Below are 14,019 nucleotides of genomic sequence, written 5' to 3'. Positions count from 1 at the left end.
CATAAAGCTTATTAAAAGTTCAGAATTTGTTTAATTACAAGGAATATAATAGAAAGAAAACTGTATACAGCCGACTAAAATTTAGTCGTCAGGTGAAATTATACGTCCCGTACAGCAATTATCTTCCGAGGAGATTATCTCAACGTCGAAAAACTGCCGCTTCAGGCTTATATCTGAGGATTTCCGTGGGACTCTGACAATAACATAGCCTGCGGTATGCCCCTGATGATAATCGGCTGAGGTCTCTTTTTCAAAAAGAACGCGCTGGATCGTACCTGTCTGATCGGAGAGATACGATCGCCTGGATTCGGCGCATACCTCTGTCATCTGAGCCGCGCGCAGCTTTTTAATATTATTGCCGATCTGATCGCTCAGCTTGTCTGCGGCTGTTCCGAAACGTCTGGAATACGGAAAAATATGTGCGTCGGCAAAAGATATTTTTTTTGCAAATGCAAGTGACTCGGCAAAATCTTGATCTGTTTCCTGCGGAAATCCTACCATAATATCGGTAGTTATAGCGCAGCCCGGAAAATGCTTTCGGAGTTTTTGACAAAGTACAGCGTATTCCTCGCTGCTGTAGCGGCGGTTCATTGCCTTCAGCGTCTTGTCGCAGCCGCTTTGCAGCGATAAATGAAACTGAGGACAAAGCTTTTCAAGTCTGCTCATGCGCACAATATCCCCGTCAGAGATCATCTCAGGCTCCATCGAACCGAGTCTTACTCTGAAATCCCCCGAAACCGAGCAGGCGGCTTCAATAGCGTCAATAAGCCGCGTTCCGTCTGAAAAGTCACGTCCGTAGCAGCAGAGATTTATTCCGGTAAGTATAATTTCCTTATGACCGAAAGTTACAAGCGCCGTGACCTCTGAAATAAGCTCTGCGATCGGCTTTGAGCGTATGTGTCCTCTTGCCTTAGGTATAATACAGTAGGTACAGCCCATATCGCAGCCATCTTGAATTTTGATATAGGCTCTGGTTTTTGATTCAACGGAGCAATTGGACATTGCTTCGATTTTTTCATGAAGCTTATGCTCAGGTATTTCGACTATCCTTGTGCCGTCTGAAATAAACTGAAAAACCATTTCAGGTATTCGGGTCTTGTTACCCGAGCCGACAATAATATCACATTCGCTCAGCTTTTCCGACAGCTGCGGATAAGCCTGCGTCATGCAGCCTGATACAGCCAGAACGCAAAGAGGGTTTTCCTTGCGTATCCTCCGTATAAGCTGCAGGCACTTGGAATCCGACTGGGCGGTAACGGTACAGGTATTTATCACGCATACATCTGCCTGAGCAATGTTTTCCGAGGTGCAGTGTCCCAGCTTTTCAAACTGCTCTCTGATATTTTCGGTTTCGTACTGATTGACTTTACAGCCGAAGGTATAATAAAAGATCTTCATATTAATTCTTTTCCTTGGTTTACTTTAATATTACTTATGCACAAAATTAAATAGTACATATTGTTAATAATGCACAAAAAGCATTTTGAGGTAATGCCGTTATTGACTATTATACTATATTTGAATTTTTTTTGCAAATAATTATTGACTTTTCGGGAAAAATGCTTATAATAAATAATGTAGAAAGGTAATTTCTGCAACGTTAGCTGACAAAAAACAGGCAGGGTTTTAACCGGCCTTTTAAGGAGGAGTTTTTATGAAAAAGACTAAGATCATGCTCGATTCTATTGCTGCGGTGAAAAAGTTTGTAAGCGTTGTTTCCATGTATGATTTTGATGTGGATCTTGCTTCGGGAAGATATGCAGTTGACGCCAAGTCAATTATGGGTATTTTCAGCCTTGATCTTTCAAATCCTATTCAGTTGGTTGCGCATACGGACAACGCTGATAAATTCTTCGGAGAGATCAAAGAGTTTATCGTTGAGTAATTATATTATTTAGAATTGACCCGTCAGAGCGGATAATCAGCAGAGTGCTATTGCGGCAGTCTGCTGATATTTTTATATTTTCACAGCGTTTATAATATTTTCTGGACTTGCTGAATAATAATTAGTAAAAACATTGGAGGCAGGGGTTCTATGAATATTTATAAAAAGGCTGTTCTTACTGTAATATCCGCCGTTTTTCTGACGGCTTTCTCGCTTTCTGCATTTGCCGACGGAGACCGACGCAGCAATGAAGCGTATCAGGCGTATTCTCCGGCGGAAAGCGGTATTCTCGACGGAATATCAGCGGAGTCTGCTGTTGTTATCGAAACAAAAACAAGAACGGTGCTTGCACAGATAAATTCGGACGAGAAGAGAAGCGTATCTCATCTGGCTAAGCTAATGACGATACTGATAGCTGCGGAAAAGATCAGCTGCGGGGAGCTGTCTGAGAACGACACGGTAACGGTTTCCGCTCATGCAAATTCTATGAGCGGAACTCAGATATGGCTCAACGTCGGAGAAAAAATAACCGTAGAAGAGCTGTTGAAGTCAATAACTATAGGAAATGCAAACGACGCCTGTGTTGCGCTTGCTGAAAAAATTGCAGGAAGCGAGGAGTCTTTTGTTTCGCTTATGAACGAAAAGGCGCTGCAGCTTGGAATGAGCAATACCGTATATGCCGATTGTACAGGAATAAGTGAAAATACTGTATCGACTGCCGGGGATACAGCCGTTTTGTCGTGTGAGATATTGAAATATGATTTTCTTACGCCTTATTTGACAACTTGGATAGATAAAGTGCGCAGTCAGGAAACAGAGCTTGTCAGCACAAACCGAATGATAAGAACTTATAAGGGCGTTACCGGACTGAAATCCTGTGCTTCTTCAGAAAGCGGTGAATGTCTTGCAGTATCGTCATCAAGAAGCGATATGTCGGTCTGCGCAGTGCTTCTTGGATGTTCTTCAGACGACGCAAAGTTTTCAGATGGAAAAAAGGCTCTGGACGGAGCTTTTGGTTCATTTGAAATCTATACTCCTGAGATCCCCGATGAGGTTTATGAAAAGATAAGGGTCAACGGAGGCGAAGAGATGGAAACAGCAGTAGCTACGGAAAACGCCGATCCGGTTATAATACCTAAAGGCTCTTATCCGTCAGTAGAATGTGAATTTACAAAAGCAGAGAATATTGACGCTCCTGTCAGTAAGGGTCAGGCGCTGGGAAAAATAAATTTTACTCTTGACGGTGAAAAAATTATTGAAGGCAGTATTGTATCTGAAACAGCTGTTGAAAAAATAGGATTTGTGTTTGCTCTTAAAAAAGTTTTGTTGAATTTGCTGAATATTTAATGCAGTTTGTTGTAGTAATTGCACAAAAAAGAAGCTTGCTCACTAAACCCCTTGAAAAATTCACAAAAATATTGTATAATTTATCATAGCTAAGTATGGAAAGGATTTGACTGATAGTGGGTATAAAACTGAACTCAAAGTATCTCGCTCCGTTTATCGGCGAACATGAGCTGGAGGCTATAGCTCCCGTTGTAAGCGCGGCGCACAGAACTCTTGCTGACAGATCCGGTTTGGGAAACGATTTTCTCGGATGGGTAAGGCTCCCTGAGGATTATGACAGGGAAGAGTTTGAGCGTATAAAAGCTGCCGCTCAGCGCATTAAGGGAAAAGCTGACATTCTTATCGTTATCGGTATCGGCGGTTCCTACCTGGGTGCAAGAGCAGCGATCGAGCTTCTCAGATCGCCTTTTTACAACAATCTGAAAAAGGACACTCCTGATATATATTTCGTAGGAAATAATATCAGTCCGGATTATCTTAACGAGGTGCTTTCGATTTGCGAGGGCAGGGATATATGCGTTAACGTTATTTCAAAATCCGGAACGACTACCGAGCCTGCGCTGGCTTTCAGGATCTTTAAAAAGCTGGTAGAGGATAAATACGGCAAGGAAGAGGCAAAGACAAGGATATTTGCTACTACCGATAAGTCTAAGGGTACGCTGAAAGAGCTTTCCGACGCTGAGGGCTATGAAACTTTTGTTATCCCCGACGATGTAGGCGGACGCTTTTCAGTGCTTACAGCGGTAGGACTTCTGCCTATAGCAGTTGCCGGCTGTGATATTGATAAAATCATGGCGGGAGCCCGCTCGGCAATGGATAAGTATTCAGAGGACGACGGAAACGACTGCTATACCTATGCGGCGCTTAGAAATATTCTTTACAATAAGGGTAAGAGCGTTGAAATGCTTATTACATACGATCCGAGCTTTACTATGATGAACGAATGGTGGAAGCAGCTTTACGGCGAGAGCGAGGGCAAGGACAATAAGGGAATTTTCCCGTCGTCAGCGACCTTCTCTACCGATCTTCATTCGCTTGGCCAGTTTATTCAGGACGGCTCGAGGGTTATGTTTGAAACTGTTGTAGATGTAAAGTCGCCCAAGAACGATCTGTTCCTTGAGGACGATAAGGATAATCTTGACGGTCTTAACTTCCTTACAGATCAGAATATGTCAGTTGTAAACAGGAAGGCGTTTCAGGGTACTATTCTTGCTCATACTGAGGGAGGAGTTCCGAATATCGTTCTTGAAGTCGACGCTCTTGACGAGGAAAACTTCGGAGAAATAGTATACTTTTTTGAAAAGGCGTGTGCGATCTCAGGCTATATGCTCGGAGTAAATCCTTTTAATCAGCCCGGAGTTGAAAGCTATAAGAAGAATATGTTCGCGTTGCTGGGTAAGCCGGGATATGAGTCGCAGAAGGCGGAGCTTGAAGCAAAGCTTTACTAAGGGATTATGAGCGCTCCGGCGTTCTAAAATAAAAGTCCGACAGGACAGAATGGAGATTTATTATGATTAATCTGATACCTGGAAAAAAAGGAACAGGCAAAACTAAGATATTGGTAGACGCTATCAAAGAATCTGCCGAAAAGGCTACCGGCGACGTTGTTTGCATAGAGAGAGGAATGAAGCTTACCTATGATATTCCTCATAAGGTAAGACTTGTTGACGCCGAGGAATACGGTATCAACAGCTTTGACGCTTTTTATGGCTTTGTTGCGGGAATGCTTGCAGGAAACTATGATATTCAGGAGGTCTTTGTTGACGGTATCCTTAAGATCGGCGGAAAGGATTACGACGCTTTCGGTGCAATGATCGAAAAGGTAGCAATGCTTGCAAAGGACGTAAAAATAGTATTTACGGTATCTGCCGATGTTGAAGAGCTTCCTTCAAAGGTAAAGGCATTTATCAAATAATTTTCTTATAAACGAAAAAAAAGTATTGACAAATTCCACGGCAGGAGTTATAATGGAGTTTGTGATATTTGAGGTGTTATTATGATTTTACAGTTGAAGCAGCTTTTTGATATTGACGGAGAGATCAGGGATTTTTCCTTTGAAATATCTCCTGACGAGATCAATGAAGCACAGTTCAGCGCTGAATTTGTAACACCGCTGTCTGTATGCGGACAGGCTCAGAACCGTGCGGGAGTAGTAACCGTAAGGTTTAAGTGTACTTTTACACTTAGCCATGTGTGCGACAGATGTCTTAAGGAGTTTGATCGCGGGTATTCGTTTGAATTTTCACATATCCTTGTGCAAAGCGCAAATACGCAGAACGATGAATATATCGTCTGTGAAAACAATACTCTCGATGTAAATGAATTAGCTATTTCAGATTTGCTGTTACAGCTGCCTACAAAGATTCTTTGCAGGGAAGACTGCAGGGGTTTGTGTTACGTTTGCGGACATGATTTAAACGAGGGCGAATGTAACTGCTCTTGATATAGCAGCATTATCTATTTTCCATAAGAGGAGGTGCCAAAATGGCAGTACCAAAGAGAAAGGTTTCCAAAGCAAGACGTGATAAAAGACGTTCGGCTGTATGGAAATTGAATGCGCCTGCGCTCAGCAGATGCTCTAACTGCGGAGAGCTTACCGCACCGCATAAGGTTTGCAAGAATTGCGGATACTATAAGGGTGTGGAGGTAATCAAGAAGGAGGCTTAATTCTTCTTCGGTTATCGGCTGTTTAATAGCGGCTTTACCTCTGCTATTTTTATAGCGGAGCTTTGAGGGCAGAGGAGGATTCGCGTCCTTCTCTGCTTTTTGCGTATATGAAGTTAAAGAAAGGCAGAAATTCTATGTCGGTTGAAATCACAGGCGTTGTAAAGCATAGTCCGGCGTTCCGCTCCGGAATCAGAAAAGGAGAAAGGCTTATAAGTATAAACGGACATGAAATAAACGATGTCCTGGACTATATGTTTTACTCGGCGGAGGAAAGAACGGAGCTTCTGCTTGAAAAAGGCAATGAGAAGATCAAAAAGGTAGTTGTAAAGTCTGAATACGACGACCTCGGCATGGAGTTCGCTTCATTTCTTATGGACGATAAGCGCTCGTGCTGTAACAAATGCATTTTCTGCTTTATAGATCAGATGCCGCCTGGCATGAGGGAAACGCTTTATTTCAAGGACGACGACGCACGGCTTTCTTTTCTTCAGGGAAATTACGTTACTCTGACTAATCTCAATGATAAGGATATACAGAGAATAATAGATATGCGCCTTAATATCAATGTTTCTGTTCATACCACCAATCCTGAGCTTAGATGCAGAATGATGAATAATCGTTTTGCAGGAGAAAAGCTGAAATATCTGAAAATGATGGCGGACAGCGGTCTGATGATGAACTGTCAGATAGTCTGCTGTCCGGGTATAAACGACGGAGCTGAGCTTGAGCGGACGCTTGACGATCTGACTGATCTTATGCCCAATATCCAGTCGGTAGCCGTTGTTCCCGTAGGGATTACAAAGTTCCGCAGCGGACTTTATCCGCTGAGCTGCTTTGACAAAGAGGGCGCCGGTAATGTAATTGATATTATCGTCAGCAGACAGGAGAAATGTCTTGAAAAATACGGAACGAGAATGGTTTTTCCTGCGGACGAATTTTATCTTTTGGCGGATAGATCTCTGCCTCCTGCCGGATTTTACGAGGATTATCCTCAGTATGAAAACGGCGTGGGACTTCTGCGTTCTTTGCATGACGAGCTTTTTCAGGCCCTGGAGGAATGCAGCGAGGATATTCCGTCCAGAAAGGTTACTTTAGCTACCGGAAAGGCGGCGGAAGGCTTTCACAGAAAACTGGCTGAAATGATAATGAGCAGATTTCCGCAGCTTGAAATACAGGTCAAAGGGATTATTAATTACTTTTTCGGGGAAACTATTACCGTTGCGGGACTTGTTACGGCAGGCGATCTGATAGCTCAGCTAAGCGGGACAGATCTGGGAGATGAGCTTATTATTCCGAAGGTCATGCTGAAATCTGACGAGCCGGTTTTTCTTGACGATCTGACTGTTGACGATGTAGAGAATAAACTGGGGATAAGGGTTGCTGCCTGTGCAAACGACGGCTATGAATATCTGGATAAAATTCTCGGTATATCGTACTGAACAGAGCATACAAGACTTCGGGTCTTTTTATATAAGTTAGGAGATGATAGAATGTCATTGCCGGTAGTTGCAATTGTAGGACGTCCAAACGTTGGAAAGTCCACGCTTTTCAATAAGCTTATCGGGCAGAAGCTTTCAATTGTAGAGGATACTCCGGGTGTTACCCGCGACAGGATATATTCAAAATGTGAGTGGCTTGGCCATGAATTCATGCTGGTAGATACAGGCGGAATAGAACCTGATTCCGACGATATTATTCTTTCGCAGATGAGGCGGCAGGCTGAGCTTGCCATAACAAAGGCGGACGTAATAATACTTGTTGCCGATATGAGAAGCGGAGTTACGGCAAACGATCTTGATGTAGCGGCAATGCTTCAGAAGTCCGGAAAGCCGATAGTTTTGTGCGTCAATAAATGCGACAGCGTAGGCGAACCGCCGGTTGAGTTCTATGAATTTTACAATCTGGGACTGGGAGAGCCTGTTGCAGTTTCGTCCGTTCACGGTCACGGTACAGGAGATCTGCTTGACGAGGTCCTTAAATATCTTCCGCAGGAAAATGAAGAGGATTACGGCGAGGATACGATAAGGGTTGCCGTTATCGGAAAGCCTAATGTCGGAAAGTCCTCTATTATCAATAAGATATGCGGCGAGGAAAGAGTAATTGTTTCCGATATTGCAGGAACTACCCGTGATGCAACGGATACCTATATTGAAAATGAAGAAGGAAAATTTGTATTTATAGATACTGCAGGTATAAGGCGAAGGTCAAAGGTGCTGGACAGTATTGAAAAATACAGTGTTTTAAGGTCTTACATGGCTGTTGACAGAGCTGACGTTGCGGTAATAGTAATCGACGCTACAGTCGGTTTTACTGAGCAGGATTCAAAGGTAGCCGGCTATGCGCATGAAAAAGGCAAGGGCTGTGTTGTTGCCGTTAATAAGTGGGACGCAGTTGAAAAGGAAACCAATACGATGGACGAGTTTAGAAAAAAGCTAACAGATGATTTTAGCTTTATGAGCTATGTTCCCTTTGTATTTATTTCAGCTAAAACGGGACTCCGTATGAATAAGCTTTTTGAAATGATAAAGTATGTCGCTCAGCAGAACGCAGTAAGGATCCCTACAGGAAGACTCAATGATGTGCTGTCATATGCTACCTCAAGAGTTCAGCCGCCGTCCGATAAGGGCAGACGACTGAAAATATATTATATGACTCAGGCTTCTACAAAGCCTCCTACATTTGTGGCGTTTGTCAACAGAGCTGATCTGTTTCATTTTTCCTATCAGAGATATATTGAAAATCAAATAAGGGAAACCTTTGCCCTTGACGGCACTCCTATTGTTATCAAGGTACGGGAGCGCGACAGAAATGATGTAAAATAAGGGGGATACCTATGGATTATTTTCTGAGTATTGCTTTTACGCTCGTGTTTTCTTATTTGCTAGGCAGCGTAAATTCTGCAATAACGGTATGTAAAATATGGAAGAAAGCTGATATAAGAGATTACGGTTCAAATAACGCCGGTCTTACAAATGTTCTCAGAGTATTCGGAAAGGGTCCGGCGGCGGCTACGCTTTTATTTGATTTAGCGAAAGGCGTATGTGCTGTTCTGGTATGCAGGATCATTGTAACATATGCTTTTGACGTGACCTTTTTCAATAACGATAGGTTTATCGGCTATGTAGCCGGAATTGCAGTTATGCTGGGACATATTTTTCCGGTATTCTACGGTTTTCACGGAGGAAAAGGAGTGCTTGTTGCCGCAACTACTCTTATAGCGATTGACCCTCTGACCTGTCTTTTTGCAGTATCTACTTTTGCTGTAGTTGTAATTATTACAAAATATGTTTCGGTAGGGTCTATTATTGCCGCTTTTTCTTATCCGCTTTTTACTATCCTTACTCAGTCGTTAAGGCATATAGACGGAGCTTGGCAGAATATGCTGATGGGGCTGGCGATAGCTTTCCTTATTACATATATGCATAAGCCTAATATTAAAAGGCTGAGAGAAGGAACTGAAAATAAATTCAGTTTCAAAAGCGCAAAAAACGATAAGACGCAGAATAAGAACGGCGGTTCAAAGTAAATAAAACGGGGGTTTGACTTATGGCGGATATAGCTATACTTGGTTCGGGAGGATTCGGAATTTCACTGGCAGTTATGTGCAGCAGCGCAGGGCATACTGTTACTTTATGGTCTAAGTTTCAGGACGAGATCGACACTATAAAAAGAACCGGAGAGTTAAAGGTAAAGCTGCCGGGAGTAAAGATTCCGGAAGCTGTTGCGCTTACGACAGATATTTCTTGCGTAAGGGGCAAGGATATGATCATTATGGGAATACCTACCGCTTTCTGCCGCAGCGTATGCGAGAGCGCGGCTGAATATGCAGATGAGTCTTCAATTATCGTAAATACTGCTAAAGGACTGGAGGCGGGTACTCTTAAAACTATGAGTCAGGTAATGGAGGAAGCTTTTCCGCATAACAGATATGCGATACTTACTGGTCCTTCTCATGCTGAGGAGATAGCCAGGGGGATCCCTACTACGATAGTAGTAGCCTCTCCGGACCGTGAGGTTTCATATTATGTTCAGAATGCGCTTTCTAACCGTACGTTCAGGATCTATGTAAACGACGATGTTCTCGGCTGTGAGCTGGGCGGTTCTCTAAAAAATATTATCGCTCTTGCCGCAGGAGTATGCGACGGACTTGGAATGGGCGACAATACCAAAGCGGCGCTTATGACAAGAGGGATCAGAGAAATTTCGGTTCTTGGCTCGGCAATGGGGGCTAAGCCAGAGACCTTCGGCGGATTGAGCGGAATAGGCGATCTTATCGTTACCTGCTGTTCTATGCACAGCAGAAATAGGCGTGCAGGTATACTTATCGGTCAGGGAATATCTCCTGAAGAGGCAGTAGAGCGCGTAGGAACAGTAGAGGGTTATACCTGTACAAGAAACGCATATGAGCTGGCAAAAAAAATCGGTATAGAAATGCCTATTACCGAACAGCTTTATAAGGTGCTTTTCGAGAACGGAAAGGCTATAGAAGCAATATCCGCACTTATGGACAGACCATCGAAAAACGAAACTGAATCTGAGTTTCTCGGGAAAAAGTGATCTTACGGAGATTTTATTATGGTTTATAATTTTACGCTTCATACCGATCGGGAGAATTTCTATAATATAACGAGCTATGTAAGGCAGGCTGTAATTGAGTCGGGAGTTTCTGACGGAATCGCCGTAGTTTATTGTCCTCATACCACGGCGGGTATAACAATAAACGAAAATGCCGATCCCGACGTAGTAACTGATCTTCTGTATGCGCTTGACAAAACATTTCCGGACAGACCTCAGTTCCGTCATGCAGAGGGTAATTCGGCGGCACATCTGAAATCCGGCTGTATCGGTGCTTCGGAAACTGTAATCATAGAGGATAACAGACTTATGCTCGGTACATGGCAGGGAATTTATTTTGCGGAATTTGACGGTCCGAGGACACGCAGATTTTTTGTAAAGATAATTAAAGGATAGACTTGAAAAGTCTTTGGGAAATAAGCTGGGCAATGGTTTATTTCACAAAGGCTTTTTTGCTGACGGCTGCTGTTATTCTTAAAATTATTTTTAAAACTACTTTACATTTGCCATTAAATATTGTATACTTTTAATATGAGTAATTATGTAAAGTTTATAATCATTTTATAATAAGGAGTGCTTTTTATGGAACCTAAGTACAAGCGTATTCTTCTTAAATTAAGCGGTGAAGCCCTCGCCGGAGATAAGAAAACCGGTCTTGATTACAAGGTTATGACTTCTTTCGGAGAGAGCATAAAAAAGTGTGTTGACGCAGGCGTTGAGGTAGGCATTGTTGTTGGAGGCGGCAATTTCTGGAGAGGACGCTCCAGCGGCGCTATGGACAGAACAAGAGCCGATCATATCGGTATGCTTGCCACTGCAATGAACGCACTGGCGGTTGCAGACGCATTGGAGAACTGCGGACTTGAAATAAGAGTTCAGACTGCAATTTCTATGCCTCAGGTAGCCGAGCCTTATATAAGAAACAAAGCAATGAGACACTTTGAAAAGGGCAGGGTAGTTATTTTCGGCTGCGGAACAGGAAACCCGTTTTTCTCCACAGATACCGCCGCCGCTCTGAGAGCCGCCGAGATCGAAGCTGATATATTCTTTAAAGCAACTATGGTGGACGGAGTATACGATAAGGATCCTCACAAGTATTCCGACGCTGTAAAATACAATACGCTCAGCTTTAACGATATTTTATCAAAAGATCTTGCGGTAATGGATTCTACCGCTGCAGCTATGTGCAAGGATAACAATATACCGATCCTTGTTTTCGATCTGGCAAGGCCGGACAATATATATGACGCTTGTATGGGAGAAAATATAGGAACGGTCGTTAGATAATATTATCTGAAAATCAAATACCTCTTCATCTGAAATGCATTTGCATAAATACCTGAAAGGAATGAATATTATGAAAGAAATAAGAGAAAAGGCAAAGGAAAAAATGGAGAAATCAGTAAATGTAATGCTTGCGGATTTTGCGGCTGTAAGAGCCGGACGTGCAAATCCTGCGGTACTTGATAAGATAAGAGTTGATTATTACGGAGCGCCTACGCCTGTAAATCAGATGGCGGCGATCTCTGTTTCCGAAGCTCGGGTACTTGTTATTCAGCCATGGGATAAATCTACTATCAATCAGATAGAAAAGGCTATTCAGGCGTCCGATATAGGTATAAATCCTCAGAACGACGGATCTGTATTGCGTATGACTTTCCCTCAGCTTACGGAGGAGGACAGAAAGAAGATAGTTAAGGATGTAAAGAAAGCCGGAGAGGAAACAAAAGTAGCTATTCGTTCGATCAGACGCGACGCTATGGAAAAATACAAGGCTATGAAGAAAAATAACGAGATAACCGAAGATGATCTTAAAGACTGCGAAGAGCAGATACAGAATCTCACCGATAAATATGTTAAAAAGGTTGATGCTCACGTTTCCGAAAAGGAAGCCGAAGTGTTGTCGATTTAGTACGGTAAACTAAGATGTCTGAAAATATAACAGGTATATTGGGAAGCGGAGTAAAGGTTCCTGTTCATGTCGGCGTAATTATGGACGGCAACGGAAGATGGGCTAAAAAACGGGGAATGCCCAGAAAGTACGGACACCGTGAGGGAGCGAAGAATTTCAGGACGATCACCAGACACGCTAAAGCTATCGGAATAAAATACATTACCTTTTATGCTTTTTCAACTGAAAACTGGAAGCGCCCTGCGGACGAGGTAAACTCCATAATGGAGCTGTTTGAAAAATATCTGGACGAGGTAAGAGATTTTATTGAAGAGAATATAAGGGTACGTTTTATCGGTGACAGATCAATGCTGAATCCCAGGCTTCAGCAGAAAATGCTGAACGTTGAGGAGGATTCAAAGCATTTTGATTCCATGACGCTTATTCTGGCAATCAATTACGGCGGAAGAGATGAAATAACCAATGCGGTAAGGGAAATTGCGGAAGATGTAAAAAGAGGAGAACTGGATCTCGGAGATATAGATCAGCAGCTTATTCGTAGCCGCCTGTATACCAAGGAGATTCCCGATGTGGATCTTATAATCAGACCGAGCGGAGAGCAGAGGCTTTCAAACTTTCTGATTTGGCAGTCGGCTTATGCTGAATATTATTTTACCAATATATTGTGGCCTGATTTTTCAAAGAAGGATTTTGAAAACGCTGTAATAGCCTACAGCGAGAGAAGCCGAAGATTCGGCGGAATTTGATTTAACGGGTGTAATGCTTTTTTATTGCAGAAAGGTTGGGGTTGATTAATGTATACAAGAATCATTTCGGCTGCTATTGCAGTCGCGGCAGCGGTAATACTGCTCATACTTCATAATACTTTTGTTTTTAATATTGCGATTGCTTTTATTTCAGTAGCTATTATATATGAAATATTTAAGGCTTCTAAGTTTGAGCAATATAAGATCCAGTCATATCTGTGCTACGGATATGCTTTTCTGGACGCTTTTATGCGGGTCTTTCACAGGCACGGCTGGCTGACATTTATCAATAACAGATTTTATTTCGGACTGTTTATTCTTGTAATGCTGCTGCTGTATCTGAGGTCATATAATAAATTAAAGTTTACCGAGCTGTTTTTTATGACCGGAGTAACTATGCTTATAACTTATTCCATGAATACGCTTCTATATATGTCTTCATTCGGAAAGACGGGCGTATTTATGCTGGTGCTTACTCTTGCCGGAGCATGGCTTGCGGATTCAGGTGCGTATTTTGCGGGAACATATTTCGGAAAAACTCCGCTTTGCCCCAATATAAGTCCTAAAAAGACTGTAGAGGGAGTTATTGGCGGTGTTCTGAGCAGCGGTATCCTACTTATTATCATAAGCCTGTTTTACGATTTTGTGCTTAAGGGCGAATCGGTCAATTACATAATGGTATTCCTTGCTGGAATAGGCTGTGCGCTTTTCGGGCTTGTGGGCGATCTTACAGCGTCGCTTATCAAGCGTCAGTGCGGAATTAAGGATTTCGGAAATATAATGCCTGGACACGGAGGAGTTCTGGATCGCTTTGACAGCGTTTTGCTTGCGGCGCCTTTTATGTATTATATGTTTACACAGGGACTTATAATTTAATAATATAAAAC

At 42.7% G+C, this 14,019-nt stretch carries 16 protein-coding genes; 15 read left to right on the top strand and 1 reads right to left on the bottom strand.

All coding sequences use genetic code 11. The features are described from left to right. Positions 1-81: 81 nt before the first annotated feature. Positions 82-1,398 carry a tRNA (N(6)-L-threonylcarbamoyladenosine(37)-C(2))-methylthiotransferase MtaB gene (gene mtaB / locus ACYQ0H_RS08855; protein WP_459812487.1) on the bottom strand — a complete coding sequence of 439 codons (1,317 nt, stop codon included), beginning with the start codon at positions 1,396-1,398 and terminating at the stop codon, positions 82-84. 256 nt (positions 1,399-1,654) lie between these two features. Here mtaB and ACYQ0H_RS08850 point away from each other — a divergent pair, with 256 nt between their 5' ends. The 15 genes from ACYQ0H_RS08850 (at position 1,655) to ACYQ0H_RS08780 (ending at position 14,008) form a co-directional block, all read left to right on the top strand. Further along, positions 1,655-1,885 (top strand): HPr family phosphocarrier protein, encoded by a 231-nt coding sequence (locus ACYQ0H_RS08850; RefSeq protein WP_459812486.1) that lies wholly within the window; start codon positions 1,655-1,657, stop codon positions 1,883-1,885. 150 nt (positions 1,886-2,035) lie between these two features. Then, positions 2,036-3,232, top strand: a complete 1,197-nt coding sequence (locus tag ACYQ0H_RS08845; RefSeq protein WP_459812485.1) for a D-alanyl-D-alanine carboxypeptidase family protein — start codon at positions 2,036-2,038, stop codon at positions 3,230-3,232. Between the two features lie 116 nt (positions 3,233-3,348). Beyond that, entirely contained in the window at positions 3,349-4,680 is a 1,332-nt protein-coding gene (locus tag ACYQ0H_RS08840; protein ID WP_459812484.1) for a glucose-6-phosphate isomerase, read from the top strand. A 62-nt stretch (positions 4,681-4,742) separates the two neighbouring features. Beyond that, positions 4,743-5,147, top strand: a complete 405-nt coding sequence (locus tag ACYQ0H_RS08835) for a hypothetical protein (protein WP_459812483.1) — start codon at positions 4,743-4,745, stop codon at positions 5,145-5,147. An 81-nt stretch (positions 5,148-5,228) separates the two neighbouring features. Further along, entirely contained in the window at positions 5,229-5,675 is a 447-nt protein-coding gene (locus tag ACYQ0H_RS08830; RefSeq protein ID WP_459812482.1) for a YceD family protein, read from the top strand. A gap of 41 nt (positions 5,676-5,716) precedes the next feature. Next, on the top strand, positions 5,717-5,899 hold the full coding sequence (gene rpmF / locus ACYQ0H_RS08825; protein WP_124098734.1) for a 50S ribosomal protein L32: 183 nt from the start codon (positions 5,717-5,719) through the stop codon (positions 5,897-5,899). A 134-nt stretch (positions 5,900-6,033) separates the two neighbouring features. After that, positions 6,034-7,338: a DUF512 domain-containing protein gene (locus ACYQ0H_RS08820; RefSeq protein ID WP_459812481.1), complete on the top strand. Its 1,305-nt coding sequence runs from the start codon at positions 6,034-6,036 to the stop codon at positions 7,336-7,338. 51 nt (positions 7,339-7,389) lie between these two features. Continuing rightward, complete coding sequence (gene der, locus ACYQ0H_RS08815) at positions 7,390-8,721, top strand: ribosome biogenesis GTPase Der (protein WP_459812480.1); 1,332 nt, start codon at positions 7,390-7,392, stop codon at positions 8,719-8,721. An 11-nt stretch (positions 8,722-8,732) separates the two neighbouring features. Beyond that, entirely contained in the window at positions 8,733-9,425 is a 693-nt protein-coding gene (gene plsY / locus ACYQ0H_RS08810; RefSeq protein WP_459812479.1) for a glycerol-3-phosphate 1-O-acyltransferase PlsY, read from the top strand. Between the two features lie 20 nt (positions 9,426-9,445). Then, positions 9,446-10,456, top strand: a complete 1,011-nt coding sequence (locus tag ACYQ0H_RS08805; protein ID WP_459812478.1) for an NAD(P)H-dependent glycerol-3-phosphate dehydrogenase — start codon at positions 9,446-9,448, stop codon at positions 10,454-10,456. Between the two features lie 18 nt (positions 10,457-10,474). After that, positions 10,475-10,870, top strand: a complete 396-nt coding sequence (locus ACYQ0H_RS08800) for a secondary thiamine-phosphate synthase enzyme YjbQ (RefSeq protein WP_459812477.1) — start codon at positions 10,475-10,477, stop codon at positions 10,868-10,870. 186 nt (positions 10,871-11,056) lie between these two features. Continuing rightward, on the top strand, positions 11,057-11,761 hold the full coding sequence (gene pyrH / locus ACYQ0H_RS08795) for a UMP kinase (RefSeq protein WP_459812476.1): 705 nt from the start codon (positions 11,057-11,059) through the stop codon (positions 11,759-11,761). 70 nt (positions 11,762-11,831) lie between these two features. Then, complete coding sequence (gene frr / locus ACYQ0H_RS08790; RefSeq protein ID WP_459812475.1) at positions 11,832-12,386, top strand: ribosome recycling factor; 555 nt, start codon at positions 11,832-11,834, stop codon at positions 12,384-12,386. 14 nt (positions 12,387-12,400) lie between these two features. Next, positions 12,401-13,132 carry an isoprenyl transferase gene (locus tag ACYQ0H_RS08785; RefSeq protein ID WP_459812474.1) on the top strand — a complete coding sequence of 244 codons (732 nt, stop codon included), beginning with the start codon at positions 12,401-12,403 and terminating at the stop codon, positions 13,130-13,132. A gap of 48 nt (positions 13,133-13,180) precedes the next feature. Next, entirely contained in the window at positions 13,181-14,008 is an 828-nt protein-coding gene (locus tag ACYQ0H_RS08780; protein WP_459812473.1) for a phosphatidate cytidylyltransferase, read from the top strand. Positions 14,009-14,019 lie beyond the last annotated feature (11 nt).

The organism is Hominimerdicola intestinalis, from assembly GCF_054655215.1.
The sequence above is the reverse complement of the archived record's forward strand: the minus strand, read 5'-3'. Positions and strand labels throughout refer to the sequence as shown.